This is a genomic window from Marinobacter mobilis (genome assembly GCF_900106945.1).
Lineage (GTDB): Bacteria > Pseudomonadota > Gammaproteobacteria > Pseudomonadales > Oleiphilaceae > Marinobacter > Marinobacter mobilis.
In genome coordinates this window covers 103,125-127,226 of the sequence record NZ_FNNE01000002.1, presented here as the reverse complement: position 1 = coordinate 127,226, position 24,102 = coordinate 103,125, and the positions used below count along the sequence as shown (strand labels likewise).

General features: G+C 59.8%; 18 protein-coding genes. 9 read left to right on the top strand and 9 right to left on the bottom strand.

Annotated elements, in window-relative coordinates:
- Nucleotides 1-84 precede the first annotated feature (84 nt).
- The gene (gene putA, locus BLV11_RS03100; protein WP_091811496.1) at nucleotides 85-3,708 is read right to left on the bottom strand and encodes a bifunctional proline dehydrogenase/L-glutamate gamma-semialdehyde dehydrogenase PutA; all 3,624 of its coding nucleotides are present in this window, start codon (nucleotides 3,706-3,708) and stop codon (nucleotides 85-87) included.
- A 251-nt stretch (nucleotides 3,709-3,959) separates the two neighbouring features.
- On the opposite strand from putA, the gene BLV11_RS03095 reads away from it, so the two are divergent.
- Genes BLV11_RS03095 through BLV11_RS03085 form a run of 3 tightly spaced genes read left to right on the top strand, consistent with a single transcriptional unit; the run spans nucleotide 3,960 to nucleotide 5,846 of the window.
- Complete coding sequence (locus BLV11_RS03095) at nucleotides 3,960-4,451, top strand: Lrp/AsnC family transcriptional regulator (RefSeq protein WP_091811495.1); 492 nt, start codon at nucleotides 3,960-3,962, stop codon at nucleotides 4,449-4,451.
- Nucleotides 4,444-5,043 carry an ABC transporter ATP-binding protein gene (locus tag BLV11_RS03090; RefSeq protein ID WP_091811494.1) on the top strand — a complete coding sequence of 200 codons (600 nt, stop codon included), beginning with the start codon at nucleotides 4,444-4,446 and terminating at the stop codon, nucleotides 5,041-5,043. The genes BLV11_RS03095 and BLV11_RS03090 overlap by 8 nt, the downstream gene beginning before the upstream one ends.
- Nucleotides 5,040-5,846 carry an ABC transporter permease gene (locus BLV11_RS03085; protein WP_091811493.1) on the top strand — a complete coding sequence of 269 codons (807 nt, stop codon included), beginning with the start codon at nucleotides 5,040-5,042 and terminating at the stop codon, nucleotides 5,844-5,846. Before BLV11_RS03090 ends, BLV11_RS03085 begins: the two co-directional genes overlap by 4 nt.
- 52 nt (nucleotides 5,847-5,898) lie before the next feature.
- Here BLV11_RS03085 and BLV11_RS03080 read toward each other — a convergent pair whose 3' ends face one another.
- From BLV11_RS03080 to BLV11_RS03070, 3 genes are all read right to left on the bottom strand, one after another.
- Nucleotides 5,899-6,195 carry a DUF6316 family protein gene (locus tag BLV11_RS03080; protein ID WP_091811492.1) on the bottom strand — a complete coding sequence of 99 codons (297 nt, stop codon included), beginning with the start codon at nucleotides 6,193-6,195 and terminating at the stop codon, nucleotides 5,899-5,901.
- Between the two features lie 224 nt (nucleotides 6,196-6,419).
- A complete protein-coding gene (locus BLV11_RS03075; protein ID WP_217634526.1) occupies nucleotides 6,420-7,883 on the bottom strand; it encodes an alkaline phosphatase PhoX in 1,464 nt (487 codons plus the stop codon).
- Between the two features lie 12 nt (nucleotides 7,884-7,895).
- Nucleotides 7,896-9,653 carry an alkaline phosphatase D family protein gene (locus BLV11_RS03070; protein WP_091811491.1) on the bottom strand — a complete coding sequence of 586 codons (1,758 nt, stop codon included), beginning with the start codon at nucleotides 9,651-9,653 and terminating at the stop codon, nucleotides 7,896-7,898.
- Nucleotides 9,654-9,918: 265 nt separating this feature from the next.
- Between BLV11_RS03070 and BLV11_RS03065 the strand changes: the two genes are divergently transcribed.
- Nucleotides 9,919-11,559: a methyl-accepting chemotaxis protein gene (locus BLV11_RS03065; RefSeq protein WP_175528266.1), complete on the top strand. Its 1,641-nt coding sequence runs from the start codon at nucleotides 9,919-9,921 to the stop codon at nucleotides 11,557-11,559.
- 16 nt (nucleotides 11,560-11,575) lie between these two features.
- On the opposite strand, the gene BLV11_RS03060 is transcribed toward BLV11_RS03065, so the two are convergent.
- Complete coding sequence (locus tag BLV11_RS03060; protein WP_091811489.1) at nucleotides 11,576-13,594, bottom strand: protein-L-isoaspartate(D-aspartate) O-methyltransferase; 2,019 nt, start codon at nucleotides 13,592-13,594, stop codon at nucleotides 11,576-11,578.
- A 186-nt stretch (nucleotides 13,595-13,780) separates the two neighbouring features.
- Here BLV11_RS03060 and BLV11_RS03055 point away from each other — a divergent pair, with 186 nt between their 5' ends.
- Nucleotides 13,781-14,518 (top strand): AzlC family ABC transporter permease, encoded by a 738-nt coding sequence (locus BLV11_RS03055; protein ID WP_091811488.1) that lies wholly within the window; start codon nucleotides 13,781-13,783, stop codon nucleotides 14,516-14,518.
- The gene (locus BLV11_RS03050) at nucleotides 14,511-14,843 is read left to right on the top strand and encodes a branched-chain amino acid transporter permease (RefSeq protein WP_091811487.1); all 333 of its coding nucleotides are present in this window, start codon (nucleotides 14,511-14,513) and stop codon (nucleotides 14,841-14,843) included. The genes BLV11_RS03055 and BLV11_RS03050 overlap by 8 nt, the downstream gene beginning before the upstream one ends.
- Nucleotides 14,844-14,893: 50 nt before the next feature.
- Here BLV11_RS03050 and efpL read toward each other — a convergent pair whose 3' ends face one another.
- Nucleotides 14,894-15,460, bottom strand: coding sequence for an elongation factor P-like protein EfpL (gene efpL, locus BLV11_RS03045; protein WP_091811486.1), 567 nt, complete (start codon nucleotides 15,458-15,460; stop codon nucleotides 14,894-14,896).
- A gap of 209 nt (nucleotides 15,461-15,669) precedes the next feature.
- Here efpL and BLV11_RS03040 point away from each other — a divergent pair, with 209 nt between their 5' ends.
- Entirely contained in the window at nucleotides 15,670-16,617 is a 948-nt protein-coding gene (locus BLV11_RS03040; protein ID WP_139173200.1) for a hypothetical protein, read from the top strand.
- A 24-nt stretch (nucleotides 16,618-16,641) separates the two neighbouring features.
- Here BLV11_RS03040 and BLV11_RS03035 read toward each other — a convergent pair whose 3' ends face one another.
- Entirely contained in the window at nucleotides 16,642-17,175 is a 534-nt protein-coding gene (locus BLV11_RS03035; RefSeq protein WP_091811484.1) for an HD domain-containing protein, read from the bottom strand.
- Nucleotides 17,176-17,366: 191 nt separating this feature from the next.
- Here BLV11_RS03035 and BLV11_RS03030 point away from each other — a divergent pair, with 191 nt between their 5' ends.
- Nucleotides 17,367-19,334, top strand: a complete 1,968-nt coding sequence (locus BLV11_RS03030; RefSeq protein ID WP_091811483.1) for an AarF/UbiB family protein — start codon at nucleotides 17,367-17,369, stop codon at nucleotides 19,332-19,334.
- A 66-nt stretch (nucleotides 19,335-19,400) separates the two neighbouring features.
- Here BLV11_RS03030 and BLV11_RS03025 read toward each other — a convergent pair whose 3' ends face one another.
- Together BLV11_RS03025 and BLV11_RS03020 are read right to left on the bottom strand one after the other, a co-directional pair.
- Nucleotides 19,401-20,882 carry an SPOR domain-containing protein gene (locus BLV11_RS03025; RefSeq protein WP_091811482.1) on the bottom strand — a complete coding sequence of 494 codons (1,482 nt, stop codon included), beginning with the start codon at nucleotides 20,880-20,882 and terminating at the stop codon, nucleotides 19,401-19,403.
- A gap of 190 nt (nucleotides 20,883-21,072) precedes the next feature.
- On the bottom strand, nucleotides 21,073-22,872 hold the full coding sequence (locus BLV11_RS03020) for an ABCB family ABC transporter ATP-binding protein/permease (protein ID WP_091811481.1): 1,800 nt from the start codon (nucleotides 22,870-22,872) through the stop codon (nucleotides 21,073-21,075).
- A gap of 212 nt (nucleotides 22,873-23,084) precedes the next feature.
- Here BLV11_RS03020 and BLV11_RS03015 point away from each other — a divergent pair, with 212 nt between their 5' ends.
- A complete protein-coding gene (locus tag BLV11_RS03015) occupies nucleotides 23,085-24,071 on the top strand; it encodes a tetratricopeptide repeat protein (RefSeq protein WP_091811480.1) in 987 nt (328 codons plus the stop codon).
- Nucleotides 24,072-24,102: the final 31 nt, after the last annotated feature.

Sequence of the window (24,102 nt, the reverse complement as noted above, 5' to 3'; positions counted from 1 at the left end):
GCGGTGCATAAGCGGCCAAAAAAAAACGCCCGGCGAGCTTCCTCCCGGGCGTCTTTTTTGCTCGCAGCTGTCCGTCAGTGGCGACTATTCCGATGCGGCGATCAGGCTGGCATTGCCACCAGCGGCCGTGGTGTCGACACACAGATGACGTTCCAGCACAAAGCGCTGGCTCAGGCTCTGCTCGGTAATCAGCGGCAGCAGAGCGCCCGAGCGTTGCGCCAGCGCCACCCGGTAGGCTCGCAGCACGCGGTCTTCCGCCACACTGACCACAGCGTCAAAACCGGATACGGTAGCCAGCGCCACCGGATCCACCAGGCCATTCACGCCAACCACCGGCAATCCGGCGCGGGCAGCATTGGATACGTCATCGGCAATTCCTGGTGCGATTATCACCACCTTGTTGCCCTGGGACAACGCCGCCGCAGCCTGAATCAGCGCGGAGTCACGATCCGGTCCCAGGCACAGCACCACGCCGCGGGCATGACACGACAGCCGGTTGAGCTCACCGGTGGGTCCCGGCATATCCTCAACCTGGCCATCCAGTGGTGCGGGCACGGCGCCGAAAATCGGACGGATCCGCTCCACCCGGTCCTCCGGTCGCGGAGCGACCATAGTCGCCAGCTGGTCGATCAACCGCTGAACAGCCTTTGCAGACACCGCTTTGGCACGGCCATCGGCAACTACCGCGCCCCTTGCGGTGGTCATGAATCGACGGACATAGTGAGGACCACCAGCCTTGGGCCCTGTGCCCGACAGCCCCTCACCGCCAAAGGGCTGGGAGCCGACGATGGCACCGATCTGGTTACGGTTCACATAGACATTACCGACCCGGATACGACTGGATATCCGCGCGACCCGGCGATCCACCCGGCTGTGGATACCGAACGTCAGACCATAACCCTTCGAGTTGACCGCATCGACCACCTTGTCGATATCCCGGGCCTCAAAGGTCGCGACATGCAGCACTGGGCCGAAGATCTCCTCTTCCAGCTCTTCAATCCCGTTGACTCGTATCACCGTCGGCGCCACAAACAGCCCCTTCGCCGGTACCGGCAGTGATTTCAGCACCCGGCCCTGACGGGCGAATTCGTCGCAATGGGCCTCAATCCGGGCCTTGGCCGCCGCATCAATGACCGGCCCCACATCGGTGGACAATGCCCACGGGTTACCCAGCGCCAGTTCATCCATTGCTCCGAAGAGCATCTCCAGCAGGTGATCAGCAATGTCTTTCTGAACGTACAACATCCGCAGGGCCGAACACCGCTGGCCGGCACTTTGGAACGACGACGCCAGCACATCCCGAACCACCTGCTCCGGCAGCGCAGTGGAATCCACAATCATCGCGTTGAGACCGCCGGTTTCCGCCACCAGCGGAGCGTCCGGCGACATCGCGTCCGCCATTACCCGGCTGATCCGCTGGGCAGTGGCGGTGGAACCGGTGAAACAGACCCCTGCAATCCGGGCATCCGACGTCAATGCGGCCCCCACGGTGGCTCCAGAGCCCGGCAGCAACTGGATCACCTCTTTGGGAATCCCGGCTTCGTGCATCAGCTCCACGGCGCGGGTTGCGATCAGTACTGTCTGCTCCGCCGGCTTCGCAATCACCGCATTACCCGCCGCCAGGCTGGCCAGCACCTGGCCGGCAAAAATGGCCAGCGGAAAGTTCCAGGGTGAAATACAGCACATCACCCCACGGGCTTCACCGCTGTTGCGGTAACGCAGGCCTTCATTGGCGTAAAAGTACGCGAAGTCCACGGCCTCCCGAATCTCGGCAATACCGTCGAGCAGCGACTTGCCAGCCTCCCGGGTGGCCAGGGCAAACAGCTCATGGGCATGGGTCTCAAACAACGCACCTACCTTGCGGATACGAGCCGCCCGCTCCTCGACAGGCAGAACGGACCAGGCCTTGAAACCCTCCCCCGCCGCGGCGATGGCTGCCTGGATATCGGCATCCGCGGACTGGGTCACCTCACCCACCACATCATCGGGATCCGCAGGGTTCCGCACCACCTGGATCTCGGCGCCAACGGCGTCTGCCGCGATGACCGGGCCACCTTTCCAGCGGTGCTGGCGGAACGCGTCTCGACCGGCATCAATCTCGGCAACAGCGACCGGATCGGTAATGTCCCAGCCTTTGGAATTACGGCGCCCGGCGCCGAACAGCTCGGTCGGGCGGACAATAGCCTTGCTGGAAATATCAGTCCCCATGGCCATCACCGTGACGATCGGATCAGCCGCAATCTGCTCCGGCGTGATACGGGTATCGACGATCTGGTTGACGAAAGAACTGTTTGCTCCGTTCTCCAGCAGACGGCGAACCAGATAGGCCAGCAGGTCCTGATGGGCACCGACCGGCGCGTAGATCCGGCAAGGCACGCCGCTTTCGCGGATGACCTGGTCATGCAGAGATTCGCCCATGCCGTGCAGGCGCTGGAACTCGTAGCAATCCCGTCCTTGCGCCAACTCGAGAATGGCCGCTACGGAGTGGGCATTGTGGGTCGCGAACTGCGGATAGATACGGTCGGTCATGGCCAGCAGTTTGCTGGCACAGGACAGGTAAGATACATCGCTGCAGGCCTTGCGGGTAAACACTGGGAAGTCCTCCAGCCCCATCACCTGGGCCCGTTTGATTTCGGCATCCCAGTAAGCGCCTTTCACCAGCCGCACCATGATACGACGATCCAGCTTCGCCGCCAGGGCATACAGCCAGTCCAGTACCGGGGACGCCCGCTTGCCAAAAGCCTGAACCACCACACCAAAGCCATCCCAGCCAGCCAGCTCAGGATCCGCCAATATCGCCTCAATCACATCAAGGGACAGGTCCAGACGATCTGCCTCTTCCGCGTCGATATTGAAGCCCATATTGGCCGCCCGGGCCCGCTTGGCCAGTTCCAGGGCGCGAGGCACCAGTACGGCCATCACCTCGTCTTTATGTCCGTATTCATAACGGGCATGCAGGGCAGAGAGCTTGACGGAAATACCCGGGTTTTTGCGCACATCACCGACACAGGCCGGGCGAATACGCTCAATGGCGTCGGCGTAGGCCTGGTGGTAGCGACGGGCATCGGCATCGGTGCGCGCGGCTTCGCCGAGCATATCGTAGGAATAGGTATAACCCCGGGCGACGTAGCCACGAGCCTGTTGCTGGGCTTCCTCGATATCGCGACCGAGAACGAACTGGCGCCCCATCTCTTTCATTGCCTGACCGGCAACGGTGCGCACCACGGGCTCGCCCATGCGCCGAATCAGCTTGCGCAGGGTCTCTCCGACACTCTGACGCTCAGACTCCTTGAGCAGGTTGCTGGTGAGCAACAGGGCCAGGGTGGTGGAGTTGATCAGTGAAGACGACGCCTTGCCAACGTGCGCTCCCCAGTTACCGGAGGTGACCTTGTCTTCAATCAATGCCTGGATGGTCATGGTGTCCGGCACCCGCAGCAACGCTTCGGCCAGACACATCAGGGCAACCCCCTCTTTGGTCGTCAAACCGTATTCCGCCAGAAATTTTTCCATGATGGTTGGCTTGGCACTGGACCGTACGTTGCGCACCAGCTCGGCCGCTCGCTCGGAAATAGCCTGACGGACCGACGAAGACACCCCGGCCTCAGCAATCAGCTTATGGATCACCGTGTGTTCATCCGCCAGATAGCTGGAGCGAATGGCATGACGAATATCGATCAGCTCATGAGTGACTGATGGCTGCGGGTTCATAGGCGTAACCTCATAGGGATTTGTTCTCATCGAACCATTCTATCGAGACACCTGAATCCTTTTTTCCCATTTACTATCGTATTTTTAGTTATTATTACCTTTTTATTAATTTTATTTGATAATGTTTCCTGTGAATTTTATATTTTTAGTGAAATTATCTATCTGGTTTTAATAGAGCGAAAAACACCCATAATTACAGGCATGTACATGCCATCATTCCGAACCTCCCCTTTCCACGCAGGAGATCCGCCATGGGCGAACTGGACCGAATTGACCACGGCATCATCCGGGAACTGCAGAAGAATGCCCGGATCACCGTGACCGAACTCGCCTCCCGGGTAGGTCTCTCCAAGACGCCATGCCAGGTCCGTATGCGACGACTGGAGGAACAGGGCTATATCACCGGGTATACCGCCCTGGTCAACATGGCAAAACTCGGGCTCGACCACATCGCCTTCGCCCAGGTCACGCTTAATGACACCAGCAGCAAGACCCTGGAAGCCTTCAACAGCGCCGTCAACCAGATTGCCGCGGTGGAGCAATGCCACATGATCGCTGGCAATTTCGACTATGTGCTCAAAGTCCGGACCCGAAACATGGAGGAATACCGCCAGGTCCTGGGTGAGCAGATTTCCGCTCTGCCCCATGTCCTGCAGACCAGTACCTTTGTGGTCATGGAGAACGTCAAGGAACCGGGCGATCACAGCCAACCGTACCCGGGCGATGTGACGGCCCATGCTTGAACTCCAGTCCATCCAGACCGATATCATCAAGGCTGACCACCTGACAGCCAACGCTGGCGAACGGGTGCTGCTGAGTGGGCCGTCAGGGTCCGGCAAGAGCTACTTCCTGCGCATCCTCGCAGACCTGATTCCATGGCAGGGCAGCATTCAGCTGGATCAGCAGCCGGTGAACGGGTTTTCCGGCCCTGAATGGCGCCGGCAAGTAATGCTGGTCCCTCCGGAAAGCCATTGGTGGCTCCCATCGGTCGGAGACCACTTCAGCCATCCCCGGCAAGCCGCCGTCGAACAGTTGGGGCTGGACCCGGCGATTCTGGGCCGGGATCCACAATATCTCTCCAGCGGCGAAAAGCAGCGGCTGGCGGTGTTGCGGGCCTTCGACCGCCGACCGAAAGTCCTGTTGCTGGATGAGCCCTGCGCCAACCTGGACCCTGACCGGACGAGTCTGATGGAAGACATGCTGACCGGCTGGTGCAAGGAGGAAGCGGGCCTGCTGATCATGACCAGCCATGACCCGGCTCAGCGCCAGCGCATGGCCGACCGCCACTGGCAAATCCAGGACGGCCACGTTATCGATCAGGGAGACAGCCAGTGAACGGACCCGAACTCAGCCTGTTTGACCTTGGCCTGGCCGCATTGATGGTCGTGGCCGTTGCCGGTTTCGTGCGCCCCCTGAGCAAACGGAGCGCCAATGGCCTGCTCGTTGGCATGGCCCGCATGAGCCTGCAACTGGCGCTGATCGGGCTGGTACTCAAGGCGCTGTTTGAAAACGTCACGCCCTACTGGGTGCTGCTGGTATCGCTGGTAATGCTGCTGGCTGCCGGGAGGGAAGTGATGGCCAGACAGCACTACCGCCGTCATACGATCGCCGAGTGGCGCAACGGCCTGTTTGCGATGGCGGCCGGCTCGTTTTCTCTGACCCTGCTTGCGCTGCTGGTGATGATCGATCACGACCCCTGGTATCACCCCCGCTTCGCCATTCCCTTCCTGGGCATGATGCTTGGCAATACCATGACCGCCATAGCCCTGACCATCAGTCGTATTCTGGAAGGTGCCCATCAGCAACGGGCCATGCTGGAAGAGCGGCTTGCCCTGGGCGAGAGCTGGCAGGAGGCTTCCCATACCATTCGCCGCGATGGCATCCGGCAGGGGCTGATTCCGGTGATCAACATGATGGCCGCCAGTGGCATTGTCAGCCTGCCCGGCATGATGACCGGGCAACTGCTCGCTGGCGCCGATCCGGTCAACGCCGTCAGCTACCAGATCCTGATCATCCTGTTGATTGCCGCCGGGACCAGCATTGGCATCCTGACGGCCTCCCGGCTGACCCTGAAGCAACTGTTTGATGACCGTCACCGGTTAAGACTGGACCGATTCACCGAAGAGAAAGAGCGCTAGGCCCAGGCAATTCGCGGGAAAGGCGCCGGGACGGCCGGGCAGCCGTCCCGCGTTACTCGAAAAATACAACGCCCTGCATGAACGCCTTCTCATCAATGCAGCGGGCACAGTGGGTTTTCGTACAGTGACTGGAGTCGTGAACCCCGATACCGTGATAGACCGGATTCAGTTCCCGGTCATTGAGCCCGGCAAATACCCGTATGTGAGCGCGAAGCGCCTCTTCCGCTTCGCCACGGGTGGCAAAGGGGCCCAAATCATTCTTCTCTCGGGTCATGGCGAACCAGCCCAGATGCGTTTCCAGAAACCGCTCTGAAGGAAAAGGCTGCGGGACATTGTTGTTATTAAGCATAGAACGCTCTCAATCGTATGAATCGGGTTGCCGCGGTGCTCCCCGTTTCAAATAGCCAAACTAGCTATCAAGCCCCGGGGCGCCCCCTCAGAGTTCCATTCCTCCATCGTCCGTATCTGAAAAGGAACGCCAGAACATCGTCACAGGTTCCGCTATAAACGTGACATTTTACCACGTTTAACAAACACCCTGCCCCGACAGTAACTGCCGACGTTCAGCCAGGCTCAAAGCGAGTCTGGCAGCAATACCTCGTACACCATGCCAAGTCCGTTGGTGAAACCACCAAAGCCATTACGGCCACCGCGGTCCGAGGTAAAATACATGCGACGGCCATCCGGCGAGAACGCGACCCCGGCAATTTCCGACGCGTCCTGACCAACAACCTGCACAATCGGCTTCAGCGTCCGGTCGGGAAGAATCGCCACGATCTGCATGTCGCCGCCGTCTTCGGCTACCAGCACATCGCCCTGGTTGGTGACAAACAGGTTGTCGACGCCGGAAAGGATATTATTCGGCGCTTCGGCGGTTGCCAGATCATAGATAATCTCAACGGTCTGGGCGGCAATGTCGACAGCCCAGATACGGTTGTCACCCTTGGTGGCAAAATAGACGATGCCATTGAAGTACCAGACCCCTTCGCCACCGTCGAACGCGGTAGATTCGGCAATCCGGTGCTCATTTTGCGGCAGGTGCGGGTTCCGGGCGTCGATCCAGGTGATCGGCTGCGGCGATGTCAACGCGCCCTCCACACCATCACCTCCGACCGCCATAACCTGCAGGCGGCCAGCCTGCAGCGCTGCACGCTCAGCACCTTCCGGCCAGTCAGCAGGGTCCGGTACCCAACGGTAGAACCGGCCATCGGGCATATCTTCGGTCAGGTACAGCAGGCGCTCGTTGGGGTCGATGGCCACCGCTTCGTGGGAGAAAAACCCCAACGTCGGCCGCGCCAGCCCTTCACCGGCCTGGAATGGATCGCACTCCCAGACCTGACCATTGGGAAACTCCTCGCAGGACAGCCAGGTTTTCCAGGGCGTGACACACCCAGCGCAGTTGAAGGTGGTACCGGTAAGGATGGTGTAGGAATCGACAATGGTGCCATCCGGATCAAACACCAGCGTACCGACCTGGGCCAGACCCGGCGTGAATTGTTCAATAATGTTGGTCAGCCCAGAAAGTGCCGGGAAGGTGAAGCCAAGTGAGCCAATCCCCGGTACTTCACTGTTGCTGATGTAAATCCAGCCGCCGTTGTCCCGCGGCACCACACCGGCGCCGTCGGGGAAGATGTGCCACGGCCGGTTGCCTATCCCCCCGGGAGTGGGGCTGGCGGCTGCCATGCCGTTGGGCTGGGGCAGCTCGTTATTGATCGCGACAACACGGGTGGTGAACCCGGCCGGCGAACGCACACCGTAGATATCGGGATCTTCCAGCGGCCCGAGGTCAGCAAACCGGCCAACCAGCCCCGGCTCTTCCGGCGGCGGTGTCGGTACCACCGGAGTGACCGGGTCTGCCGGCGTCGGCGTCAGACTGTCACCCTGCACGCTGTCGCCGCCACCACAGCCCACCAGCCATGACGCCGAGCCCACCGCTCCGGCGGTGTAGAACATGGCACGCAAAAAGGCCCGACGGCTCTGGCCGTCCAGGGAAACGAGATGCTTCTGGACCTGTTGAATATCCGACTTCTTCGACATGATCGTCTCCAATTAACCAATCTGGTCCTGAATCCTGGGATTAAACAGCGCCGTTCGCACCGCGCGCGGGAAAGACAGCTGGCGATCTTCGTAGATCCGGCTGCTGCCACTGTCAACACCGACCACTTTGGTTTTCGCGGCGTCCAGCTCCCCCATACGATCAGGCTCTGAGATGCTGGCCACGTAGTAGTACTCCGCCTGAGCCCGCTCCCGGGTGACATCCATCAGCACAAAACCGCGGGATTTCAGCTCGACATACTTCATGTGAGGGTTAACCAGAGAAACAGCGACCGCCGCCAAGTCAGCACCCGGCTCGCCCAGGGGTTCTTCAAGACCTGGCGACGTCACCGACGGCGCCACAAATTCCGCAGCGACCGGCGAGGTCAGCACATTGCCGATCAGCGAATTGTCGACGTAGATTTCGTTCGCCCAGGAAGTATGGATATCACCGGTCAGGATCACCGTGTTATCAATGCCGTTGTCATCCAGGGTCTGAAGGATACGATCGCGATCCGCCACATAGCCGTCCCACTGGTCCACGTTCAGGACCACCAACTGGTCATTGAGGGCGTCCGGTGCAGGCAGTCCTAACGTCCCCGCCTCCACTACCGTGCGGGCAATATTGAGTTCAGCAAACATCACCTGCTGGCCGATAAACCGCCAGTGGGCCGATGACCCCGTCAGACCGCCCTGCAGCCACTGCATCTGCTCTTCACTGACCAGGCGGCGATCCGGGTTACTGCGATCCACCGACAGCGGGCTGTCGACCTGCACATCGCGACCTTCCAGACGGGTATCCATCATGAACAGGTCGATCAGATCACCAAAGGCAAACTGGCGCCAGAGCCGTTCGTTGTTCATGGGCAGTTGCCTGACCGGCATCCACTCGAAGTAGGCACGAACCGCAGCAACGCGCCGGTCCTGCCAGCTGCCTTCACTGGCTTCAGTATGATTCTCCGCACCATCGCGGTAGGTATCGTTGGCCAGTTCGTGGTCATCCCAGATACAGATCAAGGGAAACTGACGATGCACGCCTTGTAATTCCTCCTCGGCCTTGTACTGGGCGTGGCGCTGACGATAGTCATCCAGGGTAATCATTTCATGGGCAGGCAGGGGCTCACGGCCGGGGTAATCACCGTATTCGCCGGGACCGTACTCGTAGACGTAGTCACCAAGGTGCAGGACAAAATCCAGATCGCTCTGCTGAGCCACTGCCCGGTAAACCGAAAACAGCCCGTAGGCATAATTGGAACAGGAGACCACCGCAAACCGGCTGCGCTCAGCAGCGGCCCCCGCGGCGGGAAAGGTCCGGGTACGACCAATGGGAGAACGAACATGGCCAACACTGAATTGGTAGTAGTACCAGCTATCGGATTGCAGGCCATCGGCATCGACCTTGACGCAGAAATCCCGTTCGATGCCGGTCTCCGCCTGATAGCGATGAACGACGTCGGTCATCTGCGCGTCGCGGGCAACGACAAGTTGTACGGTCACTGGCCCTACTTGACGGGGCAACGCCTCGGTTGGCGTGACCCGGGTCCAGAGAATCACCCGATCCGCCAGCGGGTCCCCGGACGCGACCCCATGTTCAAAAGCCACGACGACCGGATTGCGGGTGTCATCACCGGGTAAATCACCCGAACCATCGACCGATCCATCCACCGGTGAGTCCCCGGAATCACCACCGGAGGAGCCGATACAACCTGCCAGCGTTGTGCCTAAGGAAGTGGCCGCCAGGCCCTTGAGAATGTTTCTGCGTCGATGATCCATGCGTTATCCCACTGCTTGAGAGATTAAGATTTGTACATCTGTGCAATTTTGCGACTTTAGCATGACATTATCGTGACAGTGTGTTCTTTTTTGCCCCGCCAGGAATTGCCCAACAGCCCTAAACTTTTGTTTTGCGGTGCCGATAATCAATCAAGTCAGCGCGGATACGTCCCTGCTCCGGCAGCGTGCACTGCCACTACGCCAGGGTGACCGATCGCTTTTCCCCGGGTTCGGGGCCAGACATCAACCGATCAGGAAGAAAACGGTGTTAAACAGAATCAAGATCCGATCCCGTCTGCTGTTGTCCTATGCCGTTCCGGTCCTGGCGATCATTGCCATCACGCTGTATGGCTGGAGTGCGTTCAATACCGCCGAGAAAAATGTCACCAGCCTGTACGACAACCGGGTGGTGCCACTGAAACAGCTAAAGACCATTTCTGACAGCTACGCGGTGTTCATCATCGACGCCGTCAACAAGGCCAACGCCGGACTGATCTCAGGCAATGAGGCCGCCAACAACATCCGCCAGGCCAATGACACCATCCATCAGGAATGGAGCCACTACACTGAGAATGAACTGACGGCGGAAGAACAGCGCCTGGTTGCTGAAACCGAACGCGCACTTCGCTCGGCGGACGAAGTGATTGCAGAAGCGTTGGAGGTGCTGGCCGGGGTGAATGGCAGCCCTTCCGGCCGGCTGAATGCGATTGATGGCCCGCTCTACCGTACCATTGATCCGGTGACCGCAAAAATTGACGAACTGATGCAGCTTCAATTGCGGGAAGCCGCCGTCATCCGTGATCACACGACGGAAGTTCATGCGGTGACGGTTTCGGTCTTTGTCATTGGCACAGCAGCATTGCTGGTCGTGATGCTGACACTGGGCCTGCTGATCGGGCGCTCGATATCGCAACCGATCCACAACCTCCAGCAGATGATCAATCGCATCGCGGATAACTCAGACCTGTCTCTGCGACTCGATGTCACCGGCACTGACGAAATCTCGGATACCTCGTCTGCACTCAACAATATGCTGCAGAAGATGGACAGCCTGGTTCAACGCCTCTCCGGCGCCACGGCGGAGGTGGCCTCAGCCGCCGAGGAGATGTCAGCGGTCAGCAGCCAGACCCAGCAGTCCATTGCCGCCCAGGCTGAACAGACCGATCAGGTCGCAACGGCCATGCATCAGATGAGCGCCGCCAGCCAGGATGTAGCCCGCAGCGCCAGCGAAGCCCAGTCCGCCGCCGGCAATGCCGACGAGTTATCCGAAGAAGGCCGCCAAAAAGGGCAGGACAACCGGCGTCGCCTGGAAGCATTATCCACCGAGGTCACCCAGGTGGCTGATGCAATCCGCAGTCTGGCCGAGCAGAGTCAGTCCATTGGCCGCGTGATCCAGGTCATCAACGAGATTGCCGAGCAGACCAACCTGCTGGCACTGAACGCCGCAATCGAGGCCGCCAGGGCCGGCGATCAGGGTCGTGGCTTTGCCGTGGTGGCCGACGAGGTGCGCTCGCTGGCTCGCCGCACCCAGGATTCCACTGAGGAAATCGAAGCCATGGTCAGCGCCCTGCAATCGCAGAGTGAAAAGGCCGTCACCGCCATGGAAAGCGGCCAGCATGAGGTAGAACTGAGCCGGGATCAGGTGATCGAGGTGGCCGACATCCTTGAGCGCATTGGCGGTGCCGTCGAGCACATCACCAGCATGGGCACTCAGATCGCCAGTGCCGCGGAGCAACAATCCGTTGCCGCTGATCAGGTGAACGCCAACCTTACCCACATTGTGGAAGTCGCAGAACAGACCCGTACCGGTGCCGATCACACGGCCCAAGGAAGTAACGACCTGGCCCGACTGGCCGCGGAACTGCAGGCAATGGTGGCGGAGTTCCGGATTTCACAACGGGCGTAACACTCCCCCGGCTCCCTTAAACACCAAACGGATAGGTATCCGGACAGCCACTGAGCGACTCGGTCACCAGTGGCGTCACCGCCCGGGTCTCATCGAACCACACGTACTCGTCAAACTGGTCCGGAAGCCGGGTCTCGAAGTAATGGCTCTGACGCTCAGTTTCAGGACGGTAGATCACTCCGATCGCCCGTTCCAGGTGGCGGGTAGCCAATCCGTTCAGCAACATCGGGTCACCCTGACGCAGGGGCAGCAGGAAACGGGCAACGCCGCATTGATGACACAGCGCCTCGATACTGCCCTCCAGCGCCGGGTGTACCTGCTTGATTTCCATGGGTCGATTCCAGTCCGAGGCAGCAGCGACGGTGCCACTGTATGTGCCGAAGCCTATGCTGTACACCTCACGGCCATAGCGGGCCCGGCAAAGCCGCCCGATGTTGAACTCCCCCCGTAACGCCATCTCCGTTGCGTCGGAATCACCGACGTGTGAATTGTGCGCCCAGACCACAACGCGACTGCCTTCACGGTGGTGTTGCAACAGGTTTTCCAGGGTTTCAAACATGTGAGTATCACGCATGTTCCAGGCACTGCGGGAACCATAAAACAGGGTTCGGTAGTACTCCTCCGCATTGGCCACCAAACGGGCGTTCTGCACGGTATTGAGGAAACGGTCACCGTCATGTTCCGCGTAATGACGATGACGCTGCTGTATCTCGCTGAGCATTGCCAGCACAGACTCTTCACAGGAGTGGTAGTGAGGGTTCAGTGCCGCCCGCGAGTAAGCCGCCGGATCAGACTGATAGGGCGTCAGACAGCCATAGCGTTCACGGGCTACGGCAGCGGTTTCCGGATCCACCTCATCGAGGTACTCCAGAATCGACTGAATTGAGCTATAGAGGCTGTAGAGGTCCAGCCCGTGAAAGGCCACCCGCTGCTCGGCGGGCAGGCCCCCGTTATGACTGCGCAGCCAGTCGACAAAACCACGGAACTCCTCGTTACGCCACATCCAGGTAGGAAAGCGGGCAAACGCCGTCCACTCCGACGCCGGGTATTCGGCATGGCGCACATAATGGTCAACCTGGGCAGCATCCGGCCAGTCGCCTTCAATCGCCACGAATGAAAACCCCTTTTGCTCAATCAGGGCCCGGGTGATCTGCGCCCGGGCCAGATAGAACTCAGAGGAGCCGTGGCTCGCCTCCCCCAGCAGTACAATCCGTGAATCGCCAATCCGTTCAAGCAAGCCTTCCAGCGGCATCTGGTCCACGCTGTCAAAACTCAGCGCAGCGTCGGCAATGCGCTGGGACAGCGAGGTCTCACGATCCCGCTGCACCCACTCGCCGAACGGCGTGCAGACACTGAGATCCTCCGACGACCAACCAAAAGCGGCTCTCAACGGCATGAAATTGACGTCGGCCAGGTCGCTGTAGCGAAAATCCTGCTCGCCCTCACGGGTGATGCAGACCAGCTCCTGGATACGGGCATTGCTGCCCAGGGGAATAACCAGGCGCCCCCCAACTTTCAGTTGATGGAGCAGAGCCTGCGGAGGTTTCGGGCTGCCGCTGGTGACCAGAATGGCATCAAAAGGCGCCTGTGAAGGACACCCCGTGGCAGCATCGCCGAGCACCACGTCAACATTGTCGACGCCCTCCTCAGCCAATACACTCCGGGCCCGGGCGCACAACGCGGGCTGACGCTCAATGCTGACCACCCGAGCCGCCATTCTGGCCAGAACCGCGGCCAGATAACCGGAGCCAGCGCCGACATCGAGCACCGTTTCGCCGCCAGCCAGACCCAGCGCGTCGATCATCAGGGCAACCAGATAGGGCTGGGGCATCAACTGCCCAGGCCCCACCAACAGTGCGGTGTCATCGTAGGCAAATTCCCGCAGATCCAGCGGCATAAAAGCTTCCCGCCGCACCGAGGTCATCGCATCAAGAATCGCCGGCGTCCGAATACCACGACCGGCCACCTGATTGGCTACCATCGCTTCGCGGCGTGCGGCCATATCGGCCGGATTGGCTGATGCGGTCTGCCCCATGACCCAGTGCCTCCTTCCATGTTGCAACGTAGATAGCGTCTGCCCACAACCCTGACCGGCATCACCACAAGCATAGCCGCCGGGGTCAGGAGTTCCACCTACATCCCGGCTCTCGTCCGGGAGGACACTTTCAAAGCCCCGGAAAATTGACTATTCTCGCCCGCTTGCCAACCGCTACCGATACCCATGCAACGACCCACGTTCAGGCTCACTCTGCCAATACTGTTCGGCTATGTCCCTCTTGGCATGGCTTTCGGGGTGCTTTTTACCACCCAGCTTGACTACGCCTGGTGGATTGCACCGCTAATGGGAGTATTTGTGTATGCAGGCGCGGGGCAGATACTCGCTGTCAGCCTGCTCGCCGCCAGCGCCGGCCTTGCCGAGGTGTTCGTGGCGATGTTTGTGCTCAACGCCCGCCATCTGTTCTATGGCCTGTCCCTGCTCGGCCAGTTCCGCGGTGCCGGCTGGCGCAAGGCCTACCTGATTTTCGCGCTCACCGACGAAACCTACTCGCTGCTTACCAGCCGAGTCAGGGGCGAGAACTTCCGTCAGGAGCAAAGGCTGGATTTCCGCATCAGTGCGTTGAACCAGCTTTACTGGGTCATCGGCTGCGGTGTCGGCGCATTGCTGGGCCAGAACGTGGCGTTTGACAGTACCGGCATCGAGTTCGCCCTGGTCGCGCTGTTCATCGTTCTGACCATCGAGCAGCTCAAATCCCTCGGGGCCAGCTCCCTGGGCATCAGATCTCTGGGGGAGAACTTTCCGGTGTGGATCGGCGCAGTGGCTGCCGCAATGGCCATGATGCTGTTACCGTCGGCACACCAACTGATCGGTGCCATTGTGATGGCGACACTGGCGTTGCTGCTCCAATACCGGAGATCCCGGCAAACGGCAGCGAAGGCGGGGCAGGACTGTCATGGCTGAAACCTACTACATAACAGCGTTTGTCGCGGTTACCGCCCTGGCGACCTTTGCAACCCGGGTGATCCCGTTCCTGTTCTTTGAACGTCATACCGAACACCCGCTGGTACAGCATCTGGGGCGTTATCTGCCGGCGGCCGTAATGGCACTGCTGGCCACCATATTCCTGCAGCGTTCAGCCCACTGGGAAGCACCATTCCCCGGGCTGGATGCAATGGTGCCGGGCCTGCTGGTCATTGCGGTACATCTTTGGCGAGGCAATGCACTGTTGTCCATCAGCGCAGGCACGATCGCCTATATGGCCATCCAGCAAAGCGGATGGGTTTGAGGCAGGCCGACAGCAGCCCCTCCAGACTGCCTGCCGCCCGCCCTGCGAGATCATGCCCGACCGAGGAACTTCCGGTCTTCAACGTTTACCCGGACACGGTCCCCAGTGGAGATGTGCTCAGGCACCTGCACCACCAGACCGGTGGACAGTGTCGCCGGCTTCGTCCGCGCGGTGGCAGAGCCGCCCTTGATGGACGGATCCGTCTCGGTGATTTCCAGATCCACAGTGGTCGGCAGATCCAGCGCTACCGGAGCGTCGCTGACCAGAACAACCTTCAGGTCCTGAATGTCTTCGGTGATGAACAGCAGTTCGTCTTCAATGGCTTCTTTGTTGAGTACGTACTGGGTGTAGTCTTCGCTGTCCATAAATACGTACTCTTCACCATCGGCGTAAGAGAACGTCGCGGGCCGGCGAACCAGGTCGGCCAGGTTCAGCATGTCCGAATCCTTGAACGTCTGGTCCAGCTTGTTGTTGGTGACCACATCGTACATGCGCATTCGATAGAGGCTGCCACCGGCACGTCCCTGCGGTACGGAGCGTTCAATGTCCTTCACGAAGTACACCCGCCCTTCGTACTCAACCGCAGAATTCTTTTTGATTTCACTCGCTTTTGGCATTTCTAACACTCCAGACTGATACTCACATCGTAATGGCGGGAGGTAAAACCGGTCCCTTCCAATCAGAAAGACAGCTGATATACCACGAAGACCGGCGACAATCGATAGCCACGTGCATCGATGGGCACTCTAGCCCAATCGACCCTGGCATACTCAGCATCAATCCTTAAACTGTAATCAGATCCCGTCCGGAACAACAGGAGATGGCTTTGAGCGAGAGCCCTACAGCGAACACAGCAACCCAGGCGCTGGCGGAGCTGGAGCAGCGCCGGCAGCTGCTACAACAGCTGATCGGGGTTACGGCAGTCATCGAGAGTCTGAAACACAGTCTCGCGCAGATGCTCACTCCCCACAGCCCGGATCAGCCGGCCGCTATCGAAAGCATGCTGGCGTCGCTGGACGATGAGATCCACGCCCTGCCCGACGACGACATCAACCACCGGCTGGAAAGCCTCGACCGGCGTTTGCGGGCCCTCTACGGCCAGTTAATGCCCGTGATCGAGGAGATCCAGGCAGCAGAATCACCCTCAGAGCTGACCTCACTGACCACCGCTGTCCACGATGCCGGCGAACTCCGCGAGCTGGTTCAGGCCGCCATGGCCGTTCGCATACTACTGTCACAGCGGGGACTGCAGGTTCCGGAGTTCCGGCTACCGCTGGACCGGGCCCGTTTGGAGGTGCAGCTCCAGACCGTCACCGACAAGGAGCAGGCCTGCCGCCAACAGGTGATCGGGCAGGTGCGTGAAATGGAGCAGGATCTTCGGCGCCTGCTGGGGAATGCGAACCTGCCGGAAGCCATGCGTACGCTGATGAGCCAAATGCTCTCCGGTCTCCAGGACAATCTCCGGCATCTGCAGGCCGGCTTGAGTATCAGCGAGTTGCCGCTGCCGATTGAGGCGGCCAGTTTTGTCGAGCAGGCCGTTCCGGTTCCTCCGTCGCCCCAGCCAGATGCCCACCCGGCGGACCCGTCAGCTGACCCGGCACCCTGCGAATCGCCCACAGTATCAGGGACGGACTCGGACACGCCCCCAGTTACGTCAGAGCCCGCTCTCCAGCCGCCGAGCCTGATGCAGGCGATCCTGCTGTGGATATCCTCACCCTGGAACGTCAGCTGGCAGGATATTCGCTCGGGGCGTTACCAGCGGGACCGGCAATAACCCTGAGCAGGGAAGCCGTCCCGGTTACCACTTCATCATTGGCGCGGGATTCAGCGGATGCCTGAGGAACCAGCGCCATGAGCGACGCAGCAGCATCCGGTGAAAACCCGCATTGGGGTATTGCCCCTGAACCTCCCGGACTTCCGCACGAGACAGACTGAAGCACACCCGACCCAGGGAAAAGTCCACCAGGTCCCCCTGGCGAAACAATTCAACCAATGGTGAAAGCCCATCCTCAACCGGACGAAGCTTGTGGTGCAGCAGAATCATCTGCTCAATCTCCGGCAGCCAGTCTGACAGGCCATTCGCGGCCAGGTACTCCGCCGCCGGCGGTAACGAGGGCGGCAGATAATCCAGGGTGTCACGGGTCCACAGGCCGATGTCGTGAAAACACCCGGCTATTACCAGCTTCTGTACGTCTTCTCGGCGACAGACTCTCAGCCTTTGGCAGAACGTGACCATCCGCACAACATGATTGCGATAGCCCTGAAAATCCCTGCCAATAACGGATTGCCAGGGCCCCAGGATGTCATCAATCTGGCAAATGTCATCGTTCATGTCCAAAACGGTCTCCTTGATGGCTCAGCAGTCGGAGTATCAACACGCCACCCGGAACACCCGGGCAATTTCAGCCTGATCACAAATTTGAATTCGCCACCATTAGCAATTAGGCCCGAAAAAACGTCACGGGCTACACTAAATCTGGCATAGTAGCCACTTCATTTCCCCTATCCCAATCAGCGTAAAACATGGCCAATCAGGACCAAGACAAAATCATTCAGATCAGCCTTCCGGCCCTCAAAGACCGGACGGGCAGCATGATCCGTGGTGTCGGCAACTTTACCACCAGAACGATCAGAATCCCCCAGGCGTTCTGGCCGGTCGCGACGCTGCTGGCGAACAACGAGCCGATCAAGCGCGACCAGCTGGGGCTCGCCCTCGACGAGCTGTTTACCTCGTTGTACGAACACCCACTGAATGAACAGTCCCGCACCCTCACCCGTGCGCTGCGCAAATACCGGCTGATTCCCAACGAAGACACCACCGAGAACCTGATCCGGTTTGTGGTGGGTCAGGTCGTCACCCGAAGTCCGATTGAAGTTCCGGAAAGCATCGTTAACGAATTCTGGGGCTTTTTCCACGAGCTGCTGGCGGCGCCCGAACTGAAAGGGCTGATCGAGCTTAACCTGGACATCATCCGGCTGGTGCTGCGCACTTACGAACCGCTGATTGTCGAGCTGATCAACCGCCTCAAGGACCTCCGCAAGGCCAATCAGGAAGGTCTGACCGACATGGGGCGCAAGGTTACGGTGCTGCGCCGGGATCTGGTAATCCTGCGCCGGCAGATCAAGGCCATCCGCTATATCCGGCCGTTCCTGCAAACCGACCCGAAGGATTTCTCCACCCAGGCCCAGATTGTGGCCAGAATGGTGCGTGAGTTCGGCCCGCTGTTCATCAAGATGGCTCAGGTTGCCGCTGCCAATGCCGACTTCCTGCCGGAAGAAATCGCCCGGGAGCTGGAGGTGTTCCAGCAGGACGTCGACCCGATGACCCCGGATGAAGTCAACGAAGCCTTCCTCGACTGTTTTGGCAAACTTCCTACGGAAATCTACTTCCAGTTTGCCGTCGACAAGCCACTGCGATCGGGCTCCATCGGTTCGGTGTACCTGGCCAAGAAACCGGTGGTTGATGACAATGGCGTGGAACGTTTACAGCCCATCATCGTGAAAGTTGCCCGTCACAACCTGGAGCGAGAATTCCAGATGGGCAACCTGGCCATTGAGCTGATGCTGGTCAGCAGTCAGTTCTGGGCTCCCCACTCCAAGCTGCTACCTTTCCTGCATGCACTGTCAGATCAGGTCAAGGAATTCACCCGCGGCTTCGAGCAGGAACTGAATTTCGAAGATGAAGCGGCCATCCAGAGACGATTCGCCAAACGCGCCAACCAGGCGAAAGTCTGGCACGTCCCCGACGTTTACCTCTCCACCAGCCGTATTCTGGAAATGGAGTATGTGGATGACGCCGTGTCCATCAAGGAAGCCATCCGCAACCTTCAGGGCCGTGAACGCCGTCGTTTCCAGCGCACTCTGGGGGAGAACTTCCTGTTCACCCTGCTTGAGCACATTTTCATTTACAACGAGCTCCACGGCGACCTCCACCCCGGTAACATCATGGTCTCACCGGATGCCGAACTGCACCTGATCGACTGGGGCAACGCGGTGGATATGCAGGGTAAATGGGGGCTGGTACGGGATTACCTGATCAATGTCTTGGTGGCAGAACCCGAAGCCCTGGCCGACATCCTCATCAACATGAGCACCCAGCCGGAAGAAAACCGGGAACGGCGCGACCTGATTATTGAGCGGCTGCAGGACACCCTCAACCGCCGGGACGTCTCCCCGCTCACCGACGACATTCTACTGACCCTCTGGCGGGAAGGCCTGCCGGGCCTGCACCGCCGTATGCAGACCAGCATGCAGCTGATGTCAAACACCTACCAACTGGGCATTGTCATTCGCAGCGATTACCTGCACCTGTCGCGTTCCTTTGTGGCTATGGCGGGCGCCTATATGAATATCTACGACGGCCTCCCACGGACCATCATGCTGCGGGACACCCTGAAAAGCCTGGTGCTGTTCCCGGTCAACCTGGGCCTGACCCGGCTCAGCCGGGGCATTGATCGCCTGCGCGGCCACGAGATTGAGTACGTGGCCTGACATCCTCCCGGGGTGGCCCGGGCATGACCCGGAATCCTCCCCTGCAGGGTTGCTGCCCGCGCCGAGTTACTGCTGAGCAGAAGCCTGAATGGACGATAGGGTGCGAATCCAGGGACCGTTATCCCGCAGGCCTGGAGGCAGGGCATCAAGTGCTGACAGAGCTTCGCTGAACGTCGCAAAGTCGCCGTAGAACAGGTTGTACCAGCTCCGTCCACGGTATTCGCTCTGGGTGGCTGACAACGGATACTGACCGAGCACCCGGGCATTCTCGTTGGCGTAGGCGATGATCGAACCCTCACGATAAGCCCCCAGCAACTGAATGCTGTAATGCCCCGGATCACGCTCGGCCACCCAGTCGCTCGTTTCGATGGTCAGCGCCGGTGTCGCCAATGGGCTTTCCTCTGCCTCGCCGTAAAGACTCAATTCAAGAGCCGCAACCTTACTGGCAATGGCGGCCAGGTTTTCTGACTCATCCGCATGCAGCTGGCCTGCCGCAATGACCGCACGCTCCAGACCGCCAAAACGGGACTCCAGATCGTCCAGCTTTGCCACTGAGCCCTGCTGGTTTGCTGCAACGAACACAAACTGCTGCTCGGACGCGGCCGCCGAGGCTTCCAGTTCGCCAACCTGAGCATCCATCGCTGAGAGTTGCGCCTGCAACTGCCCGGCGTCCCTTGACGGTGAATGCTCCAGATAAATCAGCACGCCGGCAAACACCGCCGCGACGGCCGCACTGATACCGGCAAACAGACGAAGATCCCTGCGATTCTGGCGCTGGTAGTCCTCGGTTTCGGTTTCCAGCAACGCCAGCCCGTCAGCCTGGGTGTCGGTCTGGCTCTGCAAACTGGCCAGGTGGTCTGCCATCGCCTGCTGGTTGCCCAGCTGGTCCTGCTGCACCATCTTCAGCTCTGAATGCGCCTGTTCGCGGGCAGCAAAACCACGGCGAGCTTCCTCAGCCAGTGCTGACAATGCAGTTTCATGGCGTGCGTCCTGCCGCGCCAGATCCTCAAGGTTGTTGGTGATGTCGGTTTCCAGGGTCTGAATCCGGTTCACCAGACGAGCGTGGGAATCATCCACCTCCAGCTTGACCTGAGCGATGTCACCCTGGTGCGCCTGGAGCTGATCATCCACGCTGGCAAGACACTCATTCAGTGCGCTGACCGAGGACTTAAGACGCTCCTCCAACTGCGCCACCCGCGCCTCCTGCACCCCCGAAGCGTCACTGACCAGCCCCATGACACGCTCGATTTCCGATGTCATTGCTTTCGCCTGGGACTGCATATCAGCCATCACGCCCTTCAGCGCTTGCTGAGAACGGGAAAACGCTGCCACCAGGAACTGGACCTGGTCCTCCACATCATCAATCTTGGCGTTGATGTCACGGGCAAAACGCTGACCTGCCAGCTGTTCCGATAACGGCAGCAGGCTGCCGCCGCCGGACTCCACCGGAGAAACTACTGCGCTGGAGTCCTGTGCGCAGGTTGCGGCGGGGCCCGGTTCGTTCGGGGATTGTTCAGCCGGCGCCGGCTGCCTTTCGTGTGTCGTCATCGCTCTGTCCTCATGGCGGGAAACTTCCGCTGGATACGCTCCTATGCGCGACAGAGTATGGGGCCGGGGCCAGCGGACAGGGCAGCAGATGAGGTCAGAGCGCGTGGCAAATCAGGTCAGATTGCCATTCCGCCCATTGGCAGTGCAGATAGGCCCCGGGGGCACCAAAATCGCCACTTGCCTCACCCGGTCAGGGCACCCCGGGGGCATCCTCCCGCTCCTGCTGCTGAACTTCCCAAAGGTGGGCATAGAGCCCACCAAGAGCCAGCAGTTCACTGTGACTGCCCTCTTCTGCAACCCGGCCCCGGTCCAGCACGACAATACGGTCGGCATCCATGATGGTGGACAGGCGATGGGCAATGACCAGCGTGGTCTGGTGGTGGGAAATGTCGCGAATGGCCTGCAGGATGACCTTCTCGGAATGGCTGTCCAGCGAGGACGTGGCTTCATCGAACACCATGATCGGTGGCTGCTTGAGCAACGCCCGGGCAATTGAGACCCGCTGTTTCTCGCCACCGGAGAGTTTGAGTCCGCGCTCACCGACCCGGGTATTTTCCTTGTCCGGCAACTCCGCAATGAACTCGGCCAGATAGGCCAGGCGAATGGCTTCCCAGACCTCATCGTCACTGGCATCGATGCGACCGTAGCGGACATTCTCGAAAATGCTGGTGTTGAATAACACGGTATCCTGGGGCACCACGCCAATCTGGCGGCGCAGGGAAGTCTGGCTGACCCGATCGATCCTCTGGCCATCTATGCAGATCTCGCCCCCGCTGACGTCGTAGAATCGGAACAGCAGCTTGAACAGCGTGGACTTACCTGCCCCGCTGCTGCCGACAATAGCCACCTTCTGTCTCGACGGCACACGAAAGCTGGCGCCACGAACGATCTCGCGGGTCTCGCTGTAGGCAAAGCGTACGTCCCGAAACTCGATCTCGCCTTTCGTCACCTGCAACTCGGCCGCACCGTCAGGGTCCGCCACCTTCGGGCGCACCTGCAACAGGCCAAACATATTCTCGATATTGGTCATCGCCCCTTTCATTTCCCGGTACACAAAGCCGAGAAAATTCAGCGGCATGAACACCTGCATCATAAACGCATTGATCAGCACGAAATCACCGATGGTCATGCTGCCATCGGTGACTCTGACCGCCGCCAGCACCATGGCGGCGGTCACGGCCGCAGCAATGATGAGTGACTGACCGCCATTGAGGGCAAACAGCGACAGCCGGTTCTTGCGCCGGGCCTGCTCCCACCGGGCCAGGTTTTCGTCGTAATTGTCAGCCTCAAAGCGTTCATTGGTGAAGTACTTCACGGTCTCGTAATTGAGCAGGCTGTCGATGGCCCGGGTACTGCTGGAGGATTCCGCTTCGTTGGCTTCACGAATGAAGACCAGCCGCCATTCGGTGGCCAGCACCGAAAAGCCCACATAGGCCACCACGGACATCGCGACAATGACGGCGAACCAGACGTCGTAGTTCCACAGCAGCAGGCCGATCACCATGCCAATTTCCAGCAGGGTCGGCAGGATATTGAACACCATGAAGCGCAGCAGGAAGCTGATCCCATTGGTCCCGCGTTCAATATCCCGGGACAGGCCTCCAGTGCGCCGGTTGAGATGAAAGTCCAGATCCAGCGCATGCAGATGCTGGAACACCGCCAGCCCTACCCTGCGCATGGCCCTTTCCGTCACCCGCCCAAACAGGGTGTCCCGCAACTCCCCGAACAGTACATTGGAAAAGCGCACCACACCGTAAGCGAGCAGCAACCCCAAGGGCAGGGTCAACAGCTGGCTGGCCCCCGCCGCATCCAGATCATCCACAATGTATTTGAGGATAAACGGCAGCCCGACACTGGCGAGCTTGGCCAGAACCAGGCACAACACCGCAAGGGCAATGCGGACCCGGAACTCAAGCAGGTAGGGGAACAGGGTTTTCAGCACGGACCAGTTAATGGGCCTTGCAACGATGTCGCTGGACATGCTGCGCATGGACGGAACCTTTTTTCAGGAATATGCGTGAAGGGTTTGAGAGCCCCAGATTAACATGCCGCCATGGACAAAAACGGAAGCGGCCATAATCCTGCTCCAACTGGCTGTGTTGCAATGACCAACGCCATTACTGCCAATGTCTGCCCGACCAGTCTGTGTTCTTCTTGCTGGCCAAGCCATCCGCCCTGCAAAATAACAAGAGGACAGCCCTCATGCGTGTGAAGTTTTTGATGTTTACCGCCTGCCTGTTTTTCGGCATTCACGCCGTTGCCGGTGAGCGCTGGCAACCCTATCCGCCAGAGCTGACCCGCTTCGCATACAGTGAACAGAACCTGGGTGAACACTGGCAGGCATTAACCGATGGTTTTCGCGGCCCACTGCCAACCGCACAGAGCCTGAAGGCCGACGCCGAACGCTGGCCCGACCTGTACGACTATACCCGGACCCACCTCCAGTCAGTCGCGGCATCACAACCGCAGCTGGCCCATCTCAGCGAGGGCGAACTGAGCGATCATTTTGACGCCTATGCCACCGAGCTTCGCCGCGCCTGGAGCCTGCTGTTCAACGGCCAGTTCCGTGAGGCCCGCGATCTGGGCCTCAACCTGGGCCCGGCCGGTTATTTCCCCGGGCTCTATGCCCAGGCGTTGTACGCGACCCTGATTGTGAAGGATGAAGCAGAGCGCCGGACCCTGTTGGAAGAAGTGGTCAGCCGCACCAACGAAATACTCCCGATGGCACCGGATCATCCCATGATCCGCTTTGGTCGCGCCTACGGCAAGGCTCGCATTCTGGAAGGCCTGTCCGCGACTGAAGCCATGGGCACCGGCTTTACCTCCGATGTTCTGGAAAACCTGGAGGAGCTGCTGGACGAAGACCCCAACAACATCTACGCCATCACCCTGATGGCAGGCGTTCAGTCCGGCATCATTGAGAAAGCCGGAGGATTCGTTGCCCGCATGACGTACGGAGCCAAGGCCTCGACCATGGAGTCCCTGTTCCAGCAGGCGCTGCAACTTACCCCCGACTATCCGGGCGTTTACTACGAGTACGCACGGGCCAAGCTGAAAGTGTATGACGATGATGGCCAGGAAGCCGCCCGGGAACTGCTGGAGCAGGCATCAGCCATGACGCCGAGCAGTGCTGAGGAAGCCCTGATGCTGCAGGCTGCGGCCCAAATGCGCCAACACCTCTCCGAATGACCACCTGAACGGCAGTCATCACAACAAGGTC

Bases quoted from the DNA above. Each gene is read 5' to 3' on its own strand.
- putA (WP_091811496.1), bottom strand. From the start codon at position 3,708: ATGAACCCGCAGCCATCAGTCACTCATGAGCTGATCGATATTCGTCAT.
- BLV11_RS03095 (WP_091811495.1), top strand. From the start codon at position 3,960: ATGGGCGAACTGGACCGAATTGACCACGGCATCATCCGGGAACTGCAG.
- BLV11_RS03090 (WP_091811494.1), top strand. From the start codon at position 4,444: ATGCTTGAACTCCAGTCCATCCAGACCGATATCATCAAGGCTGACCAC.
- BLV11_RS03080 (WP_091811492.1), bottom strand. From the start codon at position 6,195: ATGCTTAATAACAACAATGTCCCGCAGCCTTTTCCTTCAGAGCGGTTT.
- BLV11_RS03075 (WP_217634526.1), bottom strand. From the start codon at position 7,883: ATGTCGAAGAAGTCGGATATTCAACAGGTCCAGAAGCATCTCGTTTCC.
- BLV11_RS03070 (WP_091811491.1), bottom strand. From the start codon at position 9,653: ATGGATCATCGACGCAGAAACATTCTCAAGGGCCTGGCGGCCACTTCC.
- BLV11_RS03060 (WP_091811489.1), bottom strand. From the start codon at position 13,594: ATGGGGCAGACCGCATCAGCCAATCCGGCCGATATGGCCGCACGCCGC.
- BLV11_RS03055 (WP_091811488.1), top strand. From the start codon at position 13,781: ATGCAACGACCCACGTTCAGGCTCACTCTGCCAATACTGTTCGGCTAT.
- BLV11_RS03050 (WP_091811487.1), top strand. From the start codon at position 14,511: ATGGCTGAAACCTACTACATAACAGCGTTTGTCGCGGTTACCGCCCTG.
- efpL (WP_091811486.1), bottom strand. From the start codon at position 15,460: ATGCCAAAAGCGAGTGAAATCAAAAAGAATTCTGCGGTTGAGTACGAA.
- BLV11_RS03035 (WP_091811484.1), bottom strand. From the start codon at position 17,175: ATGAACGATGACATTTGCCAGATTGATGACATCCTGGGGCCCTGGCAA.
- BLV11_RS03030 (WP_091811483.1), top strand. From the start codon at position 17,367: ATGGCCAATCAGGACCAAGACAAAATCATTCAGATCAGCCTTCCGGCC.
- BLV11_RS03025 (WP_091811482.1), bottom strand. From the start codon at position 20,882: ATGACGACACACGAAAGGCAGCCGGCGCCGGCTGAACAATCCCCGAAC.
- BLV11_RS03020 (WP_091811481.1), bottom strand. From the start codon at position 22,872: ATGCGCAGCATGTCCAGCGACATCGTTGCAAGGCCCATTAACTGGTCC.
- BLV11_RS03015 (WP_091811480.1), top strand. From the start codon at position 23,085: ATGCGTGTGAAGTTTTTGATGTTTACCGCCTGCCTGTTTTTCGGCATT.